This is a genomic window from Nocardia aegles (assembly GCF_052545135.1).
Genome location: NZ_JBQWRI010000003.1, coordinates 119,112 through 132,203, shown reverse-complemented (window position 1 = coordinate 132,203; position 13,092 = coordinate 119,112). Strand labels below are relative to the sequence as shown.

Here is a 13,092-nt window from a genome sequence, read left to right as displayed (position 1 = left end):
CCTTACCTCGGTTACATCAGGGTTCGATTGCAAAAAGGCATCGTTTCGGGGGTCACTCTAGGGACATCGCGGCTAGGTGTACAGCCGCGGGGTCCGGAAGGCGCCGTGGACGATCAGTGTTAGCAAGATACCGCGCCCTCGTGTTACTGATGTGAAAGTTGATGCGAATGTTATCGGTGGTTCGAGGGTGGAACCGACGGGAGGCACGCTGCGGCTAATCTAATCGGTGCCGCCCGCGCTGTCGCCAGAACATCGAAGTCCGGGCGCGCCCACCTACGCACCGCACTCGAGCCGAAAGCCAGCGATTTGAATCGTCATCTTCGATGGGCCGTGCTGGTGCTGGGCCTGTCCGTGCTGGCCCGGCTGCTGTGGATGTTGCTGTCCCCGAACGGGATGAATCTGGTCGACCTGCACGTCTACGTCGGCGGATCGGCCGCGCTGCTGACCGATCAGCTCTACGACTTCACCTATGCGGAGAAGACGCCGGACTTCCCGTTGCCGTTCACCTATCCGCCGTTCGCGGCATTGGTCTTCTTCCCGCTGCACTATCTGCCGTTCACCCTGGTCGCGGTGGCTTGGTTGCTGGCCATCGCCGCGGCGCTGTACGCGGTGGTGCACATCAGTCTCGAGTTGCTGTTCGGGGCGCAGCGGCTGCGCACGCCGCAGTGGCGTGCCGCCACCGTCGGCTGGACCGCGGTGGGGCTTTGGCTGGAGCCGGTGCGAACCACGATGGACTACGGCCAGGTCAATGTCTTCCTGGTGCTCGGTGGGATGCTCGCGGTACGCAGCTCCCGGTGGTGGCTGTCCGGCGGGCTGGTCGGGATAGTCGCGGGTATCAAGCTGACACCCGCGATCACCGGGTTGTATTTCGTCGCGCGCGGGCGCTGGGCGACGGTGGCCTGGTCGGCCGTGGTCTTCGGCGCGACGGTAGGGCTGAGTTTCCTGATCGCCCCGGTGGAGGCCCGCCAGTATTTCGGCACACTGCTCGGTGACGCCAGCCGGATCGGCCCCGTGGGGTCGGTGTGGAACCAGTCGCTGCGCGGTGCGCTGAGCCGGATCCTCGGCTACGACGTGGAGTCCGGCCCGTGGTGGATCGCGGCCGTGCTCGTGGTCGCGGCGCTGGCGTTCCTGGCTTGGCGCGCGCTCGACCGGGACGACCGGCTCGGCACGCTGATCGTGGTGCAACTGTTCGGGCTGATGATCTCGCCCATCTCGTGGTCGCATCACTGGGTGTGGCTGCTGCCGACGGTGCTCTGGCTGGTGTACGGGCCGCTGCGCCGGGCGCCCGGCGCGCGGATCATCGCCGGGTACTGGCTGGTGACCATGCTCGTCGGCGTGCCGTGGGTGCTGTCGTTCTTCCAGGGGTCGATCTGGACCATCTCGCGCCCGGGCGTGCTGGCCTGGCTCGGCGCCGTCGACGTGCTCGGCGTCGTGGTGCTCTACCTCTGGGTGATCCGCTTCGGAACTCGGTACACCCGATCGGTCGAGGACGAATCAAGTCGTGTGACGACAGAAGGCCCCGCGCGCGCCGGATAGCCTTCGTGTGCGACTGACGATCACCCGGAAACTCGCCGCCGCTGCCGAACTCCCCCGAGCGTTCGTGCGCCCGAGCGCCGCAGATTCGCTGTTGTCGCGCCCAGCTCACCCCGACCACGTCTTCCGAGCGGAGCGAGATCGAGCATGTTCCGTTCGCGGCCCGGCTCGCGTCCGAGTGGCCGCCGCGTAGGCGACGAAGGAGCAAGCGGCGGCCACTCGGACGCGAGCCACAAAAGGGCCGCGAACACGCCGCGACGAAGTCGCGGCAAATTCAACACAGCCGATCTATTTCGTGGGCCAGCGCGACGTCCAGCGCGGTGAGCCCACCGGCGGAGTGCGTGGACAGGCTGAATGTGACCTTGCGCCAGCGAATATCGATGTCGGGATGATGGTTCGTCTCCTCCGCGACCTCGGCGACGCGGCGCACGAGTTCGATGCCCGCGGGGAAGGTGGCCGCCTCGACGGTACGGGTCAGGTTGTCGCCTGATCTGGACCACTCCGGCAATTCGGTGAGAGCTTCGGCGATTTCGGTATCGGAGAGCAGTGCCTGCTGCGCCATAACACTCCTTACTACTCGCCTCGGGCCGACCCTGGGAAGGGAGCGGCGGGGTCAGGCTGCGCGCGCCCGCTCGAGTGCCTTCTTCAGATCCTTGCCGGTGACACCGGCCGCTTCGCACTTCTTCATCCGCATGATGACCACGGGGCACTTCACGCAGCGCGTCTTCTTGCGACAGCACTTCTTCTTCGGTTTCAGGCTCGAAACCTTCTTGGCTTTGACCTTGCCCACAGCGGTTAGCATACCCTTAGTGCAAAGGCTGAAACGGTGCTCCGAGCGGACTGGCGGTAGGGTATAGCTCGCCGCGATGTCTGGTGAGTTTCGATTCCCCACCTCTTCGCAGGAAGCCCGGCGTGTGCGTCGGGCCCCGGAGCCGGCAGCCTGCGTAACCACGGAGCGTCCGTGCGCGCCGGACACCGAGCACCGTAGGCTCCAACACCGAACAGCAGGAGGATTCAGGCGTGTCGTCTGCACGCGATTTTCGCAACGTCGCCATCGTGGCCCACGTCGACCACGGTAAGACGACCCTGGTCGACGCCATGCTGCGCCAGTCGGGCGCCTTCGCCGAGCGGGCCGAGCCCGTCGATCGGGTGATGGACTCCGGCGACCTGGAACGCGAGAAGGGCATCACCATTCTCGCCAAGAACACGGCGGTGCACCGGCATCACCCGGATGGCTCGGTCACCGTGATCAACGTCATCGACACCCCCGGCCACGCCGACTTCGGTGGTGAGGTCGAACGCGGCCTGTCCATGGTGGACGGCGTGGTGCTGCTGGTGGACGCGTCCGAGGGGCCGCTGCCACAGACCCGGTTCGTGCTGCGCAAGGCGCTGGCCGCGTCGTTGCCGGTGATCCTGGTCGTGAACAAGACCGACCGGCCCGACGCCCGCATCGAAGAGGTCGTCGAGGAGAGCCACGACCTGCTGCTGGACCTGGCCTCCGATCTGGACGACGCCGCCGCCGAGGCCGCCGAACTCGCGCTCGACCTTCCGGTGCTGTACGCCTCCGGGCGCGAGGGCAAGGCGTCCAAGGAACGTCCGGAGAACGGCAACGCCCCGGACGCGGAAAACCTCGACGCGTTGTTCGACGTGCTGCTGGAGAACATCCCTGCGCCGAAGGGTGATCCGTCCGCGCCGCTGCAGGCGCATGTCACCAACCTGGACGCCTCGGCGTTCCTCGGTCGTCTCGCGCTGGTCCGCATCCACAACGGCGAATTGCGCAAGGGGCAGAACGTCGCCTGGATGCACGCCGACGGCGTCAAACAGGTGAAGATCACCGAACTGCTGCAGACGGTCGGCGTGGAGCGCAAGCCGGGTGAGCTGGCCGTGGCGGGCGATATCGTCGCCATCGCGGGCATCCCGGACATCATGATCGGCGACACCCTCGCCGACATCGACGATCCGGTCGCCCTGCCGCGCATCACCGTCGACGAGCCCGCCATCTCGGTCACCATCGGCACCAACACTTCGCCGCTGGTCGGCCGGGTGCAGGGGCACAAGCTGACCGCCCGCATGGTGAAGGCGCGCTTGGACCAGGAGCTGGTCGGCAACGTGTCGCTGCGTGTGCTCGACATCGGGCGCCCGGATGCCTGGGAGGTGCAGGGCCGCGGTGAGCTGGCGCTGGCCATCCTGGTCGAGACCATGCGTCGTGAAGGCTTCGAGCTGACCGTCGGCAAGCCGCAGGTGGTCACCAAGCAGGTCGACGGCAAGGTGCACGAGCCGTACGAGGAGCTGACCATCGACTGCCCCGAGGAGTACCTCGGCGCGATCACCCAGTTGCTGGCCGCGCGCAAGGGCAAGATGGTGCAGATGAGCAACCACGCCGCGGGCTGGGTGCGGATGGAGTTCATCGTTCCCTCGCGTGGCCTGATCGGCTTCCGCACCGACTTCCTCACCGAGACCCGGGGCACCGGCATCGCAAACGCCGTGTCGCACGGTTACGCGCCGTGGGCGGGTGAGATCCGGGCCCGGCACACCGGCTCGCTGGTCTCCGACCGGTCGGGCACGGTGACGCCGTTCGCGATGATCCAGCTGGCCGACCGCGGGCAGTTCTTTGTGGAGCCGGGTGCGGACACCTACGAGGGGCATGTCGTCGGCGTCAACCCGCGTGCGGAGGATCTGGACATCAACGTCACGCGCGAGAAGAAGCTGACCAACATGCGCAGTTCCACCGCCGACGTGATCGAGACCTTGGCCAAGCCGTTGCAGCTCGATCTGGAAGGCGCGATGGAGTTCTGCGCCGCCGACGAGTGCGTGGAGGTCACCCCGGAGGTGGTTCGGGTGCGCAAGGTGGTCCTCGGGCAGAACGAGCGCGCGCGGGAACTGTCCCGGCGCAAGGCGCGCGATCGCGCGGCACTGTAATCGCTTTCCGGGCAGCGGTGTTCGGCGTCACCCTGGGTGGCGCCGAACACCGTGCCGAATCCGCGGGCCCGGCAGTCGGGGTTTCCGCAGTGTGCGGGTGGTGGGGCCGCGAGTTCCGTTCGAGTTGTGTGCGCCTGCGCAATCCGAGATCCACGCAATCGTGGGGCGCGGGGGTTATCCCAGTGAATTTCGAGATGCGGCCTCGATGTTTGTTGCGGTGAATCCGATACCGCATGATCCGAGCGTTCGATGGGCCTATTATGCGTGAATCACGATCCGAGATCAGGGTCTCGGTATATATCTGGAAGGCAGTGCGTCTGCGCTGAATATTTTTCCGCTGGCACTCGGTCGGTGGGGAAGAACGGATAATTGCCGACGGAACACGCTTCGAAAAGTTATTGCGTGGTCGGGTGGGACTGATCGGCTGCGCAGCGTGCCGACTTCATCCCGCCCGCACCTGTGGTCATCCCGACCGGTCCGAGCGCTGAGCGTTCTCGGCGACGAGCTGCTGGACCTGCGGTTGTTCCGGGCGTGTGCGCGGGCGGTCACCGTGCCTGCCGGATGGTGCGCCGGCGAAGGGGGTTCGCCGTCCGTTCAGCGTATCGGCGCAAGCGTGCACCTTCGCGGATAACTTCTGGTTGCGTAAACGAAACCGATGCGCATCCGGATCGCTGTGCGCCGGTGCCTCCGGCTATTGTGTCGCAGCTGGTACGTCGAATATTTGCCGAGTTCACGCGGTATGGACGGCGATGTCACCGGTACGGTGGCGCTGCTGTGTTTCCACTCCCGGATATCCCGCGACCGCGTTGTTTCCCTGGTCGGCAGCAGGAATCTGGGAACCGACTCGACCGTACGGTAGAGTCCCCGAGCGTGAAAGTGGGCGCAGGAAAACGCGCAGCGTGGCGCACGTTGTTGCCGGCCGTGGCGGTGCTGACCTTGATCAGCAGCTGTGCGGCGAATCCGCCGCCGCCCATCGAAAGCACCGATAGCCCGAAGACCATACCGGTCAAGCCGGCGGAAACGACTGTGGTCGTGGCCTTGGACACCATCGGCACCGCGTTCAACCCGCATCTGCGCTCGGATCAGTCCGCCGCGACCTCGGCGATCGCCTCCCTGGTGCTGCCGAGCCCGTTCCGGCCGGTGCTCGATCCCGCACGGCCCGGCGCGACGGCCTGGATTCCGGATTCGTCGTTGCTGGTCTCCGCCGAAGTCACCGCGCAGGAACCGTTCACGATCACCTACAAGTTGCGCAACGAAGCGTCCTGGTCGGACGGGGCGCCGATCGCGGCCGAGGATTTCCGCTATTTGTGGCAGGAGATGATCTCCGAGCCGGGAGTCGTCGATCCGGCGGGCTACCGGATGATCTCGGACGTCAATTCGTCCGCGGGCGGCAAGACCGTCACCGTCGTGATGACGCAGCCCTACCCCGGCTGGCGCGAGTTGTTCACCGATCTGCTGCCCTCCCATCTGCTCAAGGACGCGCCCGGCGGGTTCGCCAGGGGGATGAACGGTCAGGTCAACGGTGTCCGGGTGTCCGGGGGGCCGTTCGGGATCCGGTCGGCGGACCCCGGCCGCGACGAGATGCTGCTGGAACGTAACGACCGCTTCTGGGGAACACCGGCGATGCCGGGCCAGATCCTGCTGCGCCGCGGCGGCACGACCGCTCAGTTGGCGGGCTCGCTGCGCACCGGCGACGTGCAGATGGCGCTGGTGCACGGGGGCGTGGCGACCCAGGCGCAGCTGGGGGCGATTCCCTCCGTGCGGACCGCGACCATGCCGCAGTCGCGGGTGCTGCAGATGGCGCTAAACGGTCGCAAAGGCGAACTGAGCGACCCCCGGGTCCGCTCGGGTGTGCTGGCCCTACTGGATCCCGTCCTGCTGGCGACGGTCGGCGCGCAGACCGGCAACTGGGTGGAACCGGCTCGCGCTCAGGTGCTCGCACCGTCCGATCCCGGATACGCTCCGACCGCTCCGCCGCGGCGGTCGGCGGAGGAGGCCTTCGCGCTGCTGGCCGCCGCGGGGTACGGCCGGGCGCCGGAGCCGCCGCCGGTGGCCTCCCCGACCTCGCCCGCCCCGCAACCACGCACCGTCGGCAAGGACGGCAAGCCGTTGACCGTGCGCATCGGCGCGGTCGACCGGGACGCCACCGCCTTGGCCGTGGCCAATACCGCCGCCGACCAGCTGCGCAGCGCGGGCATCGACGCGACGGTGCGCAGCGTCGCCGCCGACGAGCTGTACGGCAAGGAATTGCTCGAGGGCACGGTCGACGCGATCGTCGGCTGGGAGGTGGCCGGCTCGGACCCGGCGACCGTGTTGGCTTCCCGGTACGGATGCCCGCCGCCCGCGCTGCCGGGGGTCACCGGCCCGGCGCAGGCCATCGCCGAGGCGGCGCAGCGGGCGCCGAGCAACCTGTCCGGCGTGTGCGATCCGACCCTGCAGCCCGCGATCGATGACGCTGTGCGGGGCGTCGACGTGGGACGGGTGCTCGCCGAAGCCGAACCCAAACTGTGGGCGATGGCGACGGTTCTGCCCATCGTGCAGGACAACGCCGTCGCCGCGTCCGGTCCCCGGCTGGACGGCGCCTCGCTCAGCGGCGCGATCCAGGTCGGCATCTTCGGCGACGCGTCCATGTGGCGCAGGATCCCGTGACGGCGGCGACGGGCGGGCTGCTGCTGGTACACGCCCACCCGGACGACGAATCCATCACCACCGGAGGCACGATCGCGCATTACTGTCGTCGCGGCGTGCCGGTCACCGTGATCACCTGCACCCTCGGTGAGGAGGGCGAGGTGATCGGCGACGAGTGGGCGCTGCTCGCCGCCGGCCACGCCGACCAGCTCGGCGGATATCGCGTCCTCGAGCTGACCCGTGCGCTGGAAGCGCTGGGAGCGGGGCGGCCGCACCTGCTCGGGGGCGCGGGCCGCTGGCGCGACTCCGGGATGGCGGGCACACCCGCCGCGAACAAGCCGCGCGTTTTCGTGCGCTCCGGAGAAGAGGCGGTGCGGGCTCTCACGGACGTGGTGCTTCGGTTGCGGCCACGCGTGGTCGTCGGCTACGACCCGCACGGCGGGTACGGCCACCCGGACCACATCCGGGCGCACGAGATCACCACGGCCGCGGTGCATGCCGCCGCGGGCGAGGGCTGGGACGTCCCGAAGTACTACTGGACCGTCACCGACGCCGACATGCTGCGTCTGCACACCGCCGCGCTGGCCCGGCGCACGGCAGCGGGCCTGCCCGGCGCGCTGCCGCCCGGTTGGCGGCTGCCCGCCGAAGGCGAGCTCGCGAGCGTGCCCAGCGACGCGGTGACCACCACGATCGACGTGTCCGAGGTACTGACGGCCAAGCGCGCCGCGCTGCGGGCGCACGCCACCCAGGTCACCGTCGCGCCGTCCGGCCGGGAATTCGCCCTCTCGAACGGTGTCGCGCAGCCGGTGCTGCCCGAGGAGCACTTCATCCTGGTGCGGGGTCGGCGCGGTCCGCTCGGGCCGGACGGGCGGGAGCACGATCTCTTCGCCGGACTGGAGTGACGGATCCAGCTGATCGTCGGCTGGTTCGCCGCGCGCGAGCGGGTGTGGGCCATCGCCGCGGAACGTGGCGGCCCGACCGGCGAATTCCCGGTGGTCGCCGCCCTGCCTGCCGACCGGGAGAACTGATCGTGCGCCCCATCGCGGGAATAGACTCGGCAATATGTACAACTGGGAGGTCCAGAACGCGATCGCGGCGTTCGTCGACAGTATGCGGCCATACTGGCAGCAGCAGCACGACCTGTATATGACGGTGCTGTACGCGTTCGTCGACATGCAGAGCAACCTGTTGACGCTTCTCGGTTACCCGCCGGTCCCGTGACGACGAAGATCGACGACCACGCAGGCGATCGCGCTCCCGCGGCATCCGGCGCCGCTCCGCTCCCGGTAGGTTTCCTCGGCTCGCTGATCCTCGTGATCCTGATCGTGGACGCCCTGATCACCCTGGCGCTCGAGGTGTTGTACCTGCCGATCTACCTGGGCTCGGTCGCTTTCCCGATTTCCGCCGCGGTGGCGGGGGTGGTGAACGTCCTGCTCGTCGCGGGCGCGCGAGCCGTGACCCGGCGTCCCGCGATTCTGGGTCTTCCGGTGGCCGCGTGGACGTTCGGCTTCCTGGTCTGCGCGAGCGCCGGGCCGGGCGGTGACATTCTCCTGGGCAGTGATTGGCGCACGGCGCTGTTGCTGTTCGCCGGGCTGCTGCCCCCGCTGGCCTACATCTACATCCAGCTGAACGCGCGCGTCTTCGGCCGCCGCTGACCGGGGTGCTCACGCGAGGCGGACCGCCAGGGTCGCGATCACGGCCTCGGTGCGAACCCGCAGCGCGGCCGTGAGCACCGGTCCGCGCGGATTGTGCAGCAGGCGTTGCCACCAGTGCCGGGCTTCGACATGCGCGAGCAGCACGGTGACACCGAGCCCGGCGTCGGTCTGCTTGCGGACGTAGCCGACGAGCGTGGCCACCAGGCTGCGATGCGGACAGGGAAGTACCGCGAGCGGGATGCCGGGATCCCACTCCTTCCACTGAGCACTGAGCCGTTTGGTCGCGGCCGGATCGATGTCCGCGGCCACCGCGACGATCTCGCCGCGCATGCGCAGGGCGGCTTCCAGGGCGCGATAGGTCACCTCGCTCATGGTGACCACCGGCACGACCACCAGTTCCTTGGCTTCCGGCGCCGGTCGCGGCCGCGGCGGGATTTCCCGCAACCGCAGCTGACGCGCGACCTCGGCGTAGTAGTTCTCGATCCGGAAGAAAAGAATCACCAGCGCGGGAACGATCAGCAGTAGCAGCCATGCGCCCTCGGTGAACTTCTCCGCCAGCAGGACGATGCCCGCGACGGCGGTGAGTGTCGCGCCGAGTCCGTTCAGCAGGGCGCGCGATAACCAGCCGCGACCGCGCACGCGCCACCAGTGCCGCACCAGGCCGCACTGGCTGATGGTGAACCCGGTGAAGACGCCGATCGCGAAAACCGGCAGTAGCCGGTGGGTTTCGGCATCGACCGCCAGCAGCACCAGCCCGGCCAGCACGGCGAGTGCGGTGACGCCGTACCGGAAGACCGGACGCTCCGACCGCAGCGCGAACAGCGACGGCGCCCTGTGGTCCTTGGCCAGCAGCGCCAGCAGGACCGGGAGCCCGCCGAAACTGGTGTTCGCCGCGAGCAACAGCACCGCGGTGACCGCGAGGTTGGTGAGGTAGAACAGCCAACCGGTGCCGAACGCCGCCGCCGCGAGTTGCGCCAGGATGGTGACGTTTCCGCGTGGTGTGACGTGGTGTTCGCGGATCAGCACGGCCAGGCCGAGCAGCATCGCACCGAGCAGGATGCCCAGCGCCACCTCGGTGTGCTGCGCGCGGCGCACCGAGGGAGTGCGGAAGGCGGGCACGGCGTTGGCGATCGCTTCCACGCCGGTCAGTGATGAGCATCCCGCCGCGAAGGCCTTGAGCAGCAGGACGACACCGAGCGCCTCCACCGGCCGGATCACGCCGGGGTCGACGCCGATCATCGCGACCGGTTGCGGCCGCAGCAGTCCGACCACGATGACACCGCCGATCAGGACGACGAACAGTAGCGTGGGCCCCATCAGGACGCGCGCCGATTCCGCCACCCCGATCAGGTTGATCACGGTGAGCGCCGCGAGCCCGATCAGCGTCATCGGCAGCAGTTTGTCGGCGAGTACGGGGAAGGCGCTGGCCAGGCTGGCCGCGCCCGCGGCGAGGCTCACCGCGACAGTCAGTACGTAGTCCACGACCAGGCTGGCGGCCGCGAGCAGGGCGGCGGGCCGGCCGAGCTGCTGCTTGGCGACCGCGTACGCGCCGCCGCCGTCCGGGTGCACCGCGATCACCTGCCGGTAGGACAGCACCAGCACCAGCAACAGCGCGGCGATCGCGCAGGCCACCGGCAGTGTCCAGGAGACGGCCGCCGCTCCCGCGGCGACCAGCACCAGCACGATCGCCTCTGGTCCGTAGGCCACGCTGGACAATGCGTCCAGGGAGAGTGCGGCGAGCCCACCCACCGCGGTCAGCCGGAACTTGTCGGCCCGCTGCATCTGCCGGATCCGGCGATCGGCGATCCGTGGCTCCGTATGGTGCGGCTCGGTCTTGGTCACCACAGCGTCCATTGAACTCCGCCGCCGGTTGGCAACCAGTCAGCGACACCTCGGGGTGGATTCAGCGTGCGCCGGGCAGCCCCGGTGTGACGGCTTGGATGAGTTGCCACGCCTGGTCGGCGGGCAGGTCGAGTACGGCGTAGTGCTTCTTGCCCGCGGCGGTGGCTGCGATCACCGTGGCGACCCCGGCGCGGCGCTGGAAGAAGGTCTGCCGCACCGTCCAGCCGATGACGCCGGGGGCCTCGAGGCAGTGGCGGTCGCGGTCGAGCGATCCGGTTCGGGTGATCAGCCAGGTGGGGTTGTCGGTGGTGCGAGGCAGTACCGCGTGTCCGAGGCCGCGGTAGCGGTCTTCGGCGAGGGCGAGCGCGAGCGGCAGGGTGAGGCCGGGGAGTAGCCACCACCAGGGCGAATAGTGTTGTCCGGCGAGAGCGATGGAGGCCAACACCGCGGCGGCGAGCGCGACCGGCGCGAGTGCGCGGGTGTGTCTGCGTCGCCGTGCCGCCGGGCCGTGTGCGATCAACGGGGCGCTGCCGGGCGCCGGGAGGGTGCGCATCTGCGCCGCGCCCGATCGAGTGGGCATCGCCCCCGGCCGGACGGGAAACTCGTTGTCCCGCATTTCCTCCGGGGCGAGCAGATGGCCGAGGGTGTGCTCCACGGCGCTTCGCGGGGCCTGCGGAAGAATCCGCTGCCGCGGGTTCTGCCCGGTCATGATCGCCTCGAGTTCCGCTCCGCCCGCCAGGCGCAACAGCAGCGGTTCGGACACCGTCGCTCCGCGCAGCCGGGCCCGGTCGAGGGTGATCTGGCGGGTGGTGAACAGGCCGTGGCGCAGCTGCAAAGTCTTGCCGTCGTCGCGCACGCGCAGCCCGAAATAGGTGGTCAGATAGTGCGCGCACGCGGCGGCGCTGACCACGACGACGATGACGCCCAGCAACGCGGCCCCGGCGAGCACGAGCACGAGCACGCCGCTGTCTTCCATGTCGTGCAGCGCGTCCGAGCGGACAACGATCTCACCGAGCCCGTATTGCAGCGCGAAGCCTGCGATCGGCGCGATGATCGCGAACCCGGTCAGCGACAGCGGAGCGTAGCGCACCCACGCCGGACTCCAATGGCCGATCTCCCGCGCCTGGGTACGTGGGGCGGTGAAACCACCGGAGATGTTCTGCGGGGGCTGTTTTCGATCCTCGTTCTGATCCACCAGGCCCGCCGTGTGGGCCAGCAGCGCGGCGCGCAGCGGCGGTACGACACGGGCGTCCAAGGCGTCGAGCTTGAACTTCTCACCCGAATCCGCCTGTCGGCCGGTCCCGATCGCCAGCACCGCCAATCCGAGGGCCCGGTGCAGCAGGTCCGCTTCGACGTCCACCGAGCGGATCCGCGACCGCGGCACCGACAACTTCTTGCGTTCCAGCAGCCCGGTGCGCAACTCCACGTGCGTGGGCCCGACCCGATACGTCGTGGTGAACCAGCGGGTCAGCGCGAACCCGACGATCAGCGCGAGCGGGATGATGCTCCACACATGGTTACCGCTGCTGGTCCCAAGGATCACCGAACCGATCAGCACCGGGATGAACCGCACCACTTCGGTGATGGGGTGCACCAGCAGCATCCGCTTGTCCAGCCGCTGCCAGGGCGCCCCGGCCTGCTCGTCGTCCGTCGTCTCGCCGCTCATGTCGCGTCTCCGCGGTGCTGGGCGGCGATCCGGGTGAGCCGGCTCACGGTCTCCTCGGCGACCGGAAGGTCGAGCGCGCTGATCCGCACCGCACCCGCCGAGGACGCGGTGGTCACGGTGACTGTCGCCAGTCCGAGCAGGCGTTCGAGCGGTCCGCGTTCGGTGTCGACGGTCTGCACCCGCGAGATGGGCGCGACCCGGCTCTCCTGGGTGAGCCAGCCGACCCGGGTGTAGACCGCCTCGTCGGTGACCTCCCACCGGTGCACCGCGTACCGCCACCACGGCACGACGCCGATGTGCAGCGCGGCGGCCCCGAGCGCGACCAGGAAGAATCCGAGCCGCCATCCGCGATGCGCGGAGTCGAGCACCGCCCACATCAGCAGGACCGCGAACGGGATCACCCACGCCACGGCGGCCTGCACGGTCCACAGGAGCTTCGCCTTGGGACTGGGGCGCCAGGCCGGATCGGCCATGATCGTGCGCGGCTGCGACATGCTGCCCATGGTTGCACGATCACGCGGTCGACGTCGCGGACGATAGTGGGGCGCACAGCGGCACAACCGTTTCACGCCGCGGCGCGTCGGCCATGGCGTGATCACCGGACGGATCGCGCCTCGCGGCGCCCGTGGAACACACATTCCATCGCAGGGGAACAGTCGACTCGGCGGCGCTCACCGAGACAACGTCGAGGACTGGCCGCGGGCCCGCCGCGCACGGTGCCACGGAATAGCCTCGGGTACCGCACAGTTGTGAACGCTCAACGGTGCTCCACGTCTCCGCGTGGGCTCCGTGGCGAGCGGAGCCGCGCCTGGTCCGCTACGCCGCAACCAGCACTGGAGGGAGACAGTT

11 protein-coding genes are annotated in these 13,092 nt (G+C 68.9%); 6 read left to right on the top strand and 5 right to left on the bottom strand.

Going from position 1 to position 13,092, the window contains the following annotated elements:
* Window positions 1–306 precede the first annotated feature (306 nt).
* Window positions 307–1,536 (top strand): mannosyltransferase, encoded by a 1,230-nt coding sequence (locus ACT89H_RS10605; RefSeq protein ID WP_445108386.1) that lies wholly within the window; start codon window positions 307–309, stop codon window positions 1,534–1,536.
* Window positions 1,537–1,807: 271 nt separating this feature from the next.
* On the opposite strand, the gene ACT89H_RS10600 is transcribed toward ACT89H_RS10605, so the two are convergent.
* Window positions 1,808–2,095, bottom strand: a complete 288-nt coding sequence (locus tag ACT89H_RS10600; protein WP_445108385.1) for a 4a-hydroxytetrahydrobiopterin dehydratase — start codon at window positions 2,093–2,095, stop codon at window positions 1,808–1,810.
* A 51-nt stretch (window positions 2,096–2,146) separates the two neighbouring features.
* Window positions 2,147–2,323 (bottom strand): hypothetical protein, encoded by a 177-nt coding sequence (locus ACT89H_RS10595; RefSeq protein WP_445108384.1) that lies wholly within the window; start codon window positions 2,321–2,323, stop codon window positions 2,147–2,149.
* Window positions 2,324–2,553: 230 nt separating this feature from the next.
* Here ACT89H_RS10595 and typA point away from each other — a divergent pair, with 230 nt between their 5' ends.
* The 5 genes from typA (at window position 2,554) to ACT89H_RS10570 (ending at window position 8,735) form a co-directional block, all read left to right on the top strand.
* Complete coding sequence (typA, locus tag ACT89H_RS10590; RefSeq protein ID WP_445108383.1) at window positions 2,554–4,452, top strand: translational GTPase TypA; 1,899 nt, start codon at window positions 2,554–2,556, stop codon at window positions 4,450–4,452.
* 870 nt (window positions 4,453–5,322) lie between these two features.
* Window positions 5,323–7,101, top strand: a complete 1,779-nt coding sequence (locus ACT89H_RS10585) for an ABC transporter family substrate-binding protein (RefSeq protein ID WP_445108382.1) — start codon at window positions 5,323–5,325, stop codon at window positions 7,099–7,101.
* Window positions 7,098–7,982: an N-acetyl-1-D-myo-inositol-2-amino-2-deoxy-alpha-D-glucopyranoside deacetylase gene (gene mshB / locus ACT89H_RS10580; protein ID WP_445108381.1), complete on the top strand. Its 885-nt coding sequence runs from the start codon at window positions 7,098–7,100 to the stop codon at window positions 7,980–7,982. The genes ACT89H_RS10585 and mshB overlap by 4 nt, the downstream gene beginning before the upstream one ends.
* Before the next feature lie 160 nt (window positions 7,983–8,142).
* Window positions 8,143–8,301: a hypothetical protein gene (locus ACT89H_RS10575; RefSeq protein ID WP_445108380.1), complete on the top strand. Its 159-nt coding sequence runs from the start codon at window positions 8,143–8,145 to the stop codon at window positions 8,299–8,301.
* Entirely contained in the window at window positions 8,298–8,735 is a 438-nt protein-coding gene (locus tag ACT89H_RS10570; RefSeq protein WP_445108379.1) for a hypothetical protein, read from the top strand. Before ACT89H_RS10575 ends, ACT89H_RS10570 begins: the two co-directional genes overlap by 4 nt.
* A gap of 9 nt (window positions 8,736–8,744) precedes the next feature.
* Here the strand turns inward: ACT89H_RS10570 and ACT89H_RS10565 are convergent, their stop codons facing one another.
* From ACT89H_RS10565 to ACT89H_RS10555, 3 genes are all read right to left on the bottom strand, one after another.
* Window positions 8,745–10,577, bottom strand: a complete 1,833-nt coding sequence (locus ACT89H_RS10565) for an APC family permease (RefSeq protein ID WP_445108378.1) — start codon at window positions 10,575–10,577, stop codon at window positions 8,745–8,747.
* A gap of 61 nt (window positions 10,578–10,638) precedes the next feature.
* The gene (locus ACT89H_RS10560) at window positions 10,639–12,243 is read right to left on the bottom strand and encodes a PH domain-containing protein (RefSeq protein WP_445108377.1); all 1,605 of its coding nucleotides are present in this window, start codon (window positions 12,241–12,243) and stop codon (window positions 10,639–10,641) included.
* On the bottom strand, window positions 12,240–12,737 hold the full coding sequence (locus tag ACT89H_RS10555; RefSeq protein WP_445108376.1) for a PH domain-containing protein: 498 nt from the start codon (window positions 12,735–12,737) through the stop codon (window positions 12,240–12,242). The genes ACT89H_RS10560 and ACT89H_RS10555 overlap by 4 nt, the downstream gene beginning before the upstream one ends.
* Window positions 12,738–13,092: the final 355 nt, after the last annotated feature.

Coding starts and splice junctions, on each gene's coding strand:
- ACT89H_RS10600 (WP_445108385.1), bottom strand. CDS start 2,095: ATGGCGCAGCAGGCACTGCTCTCCGATACCGAAATCGCCGAAGCTCTC.
- ACT89H_RS10575 (WP_445108380.1), top strand. CDS start 8,143: ATGTACAACTGGGAGGTCCAGAACGCGATCGCGGCGTTCGTCGACAGT.
- ACT89H_RS10560 (WP_445108377.1), bottom strand. CDS start 12,243: ATGAGCGGCGAGACGACGGACGACGAGCAGGCCGGGGCGCCCTGGCAG.
- ACT89H_RS10555 (WP_445108376.1), bottom strand. CDS start 12,737: ATGTCGCAGCCGCGCACGATCATGGCCGATCCGGCCTGGCGCCCCAGT.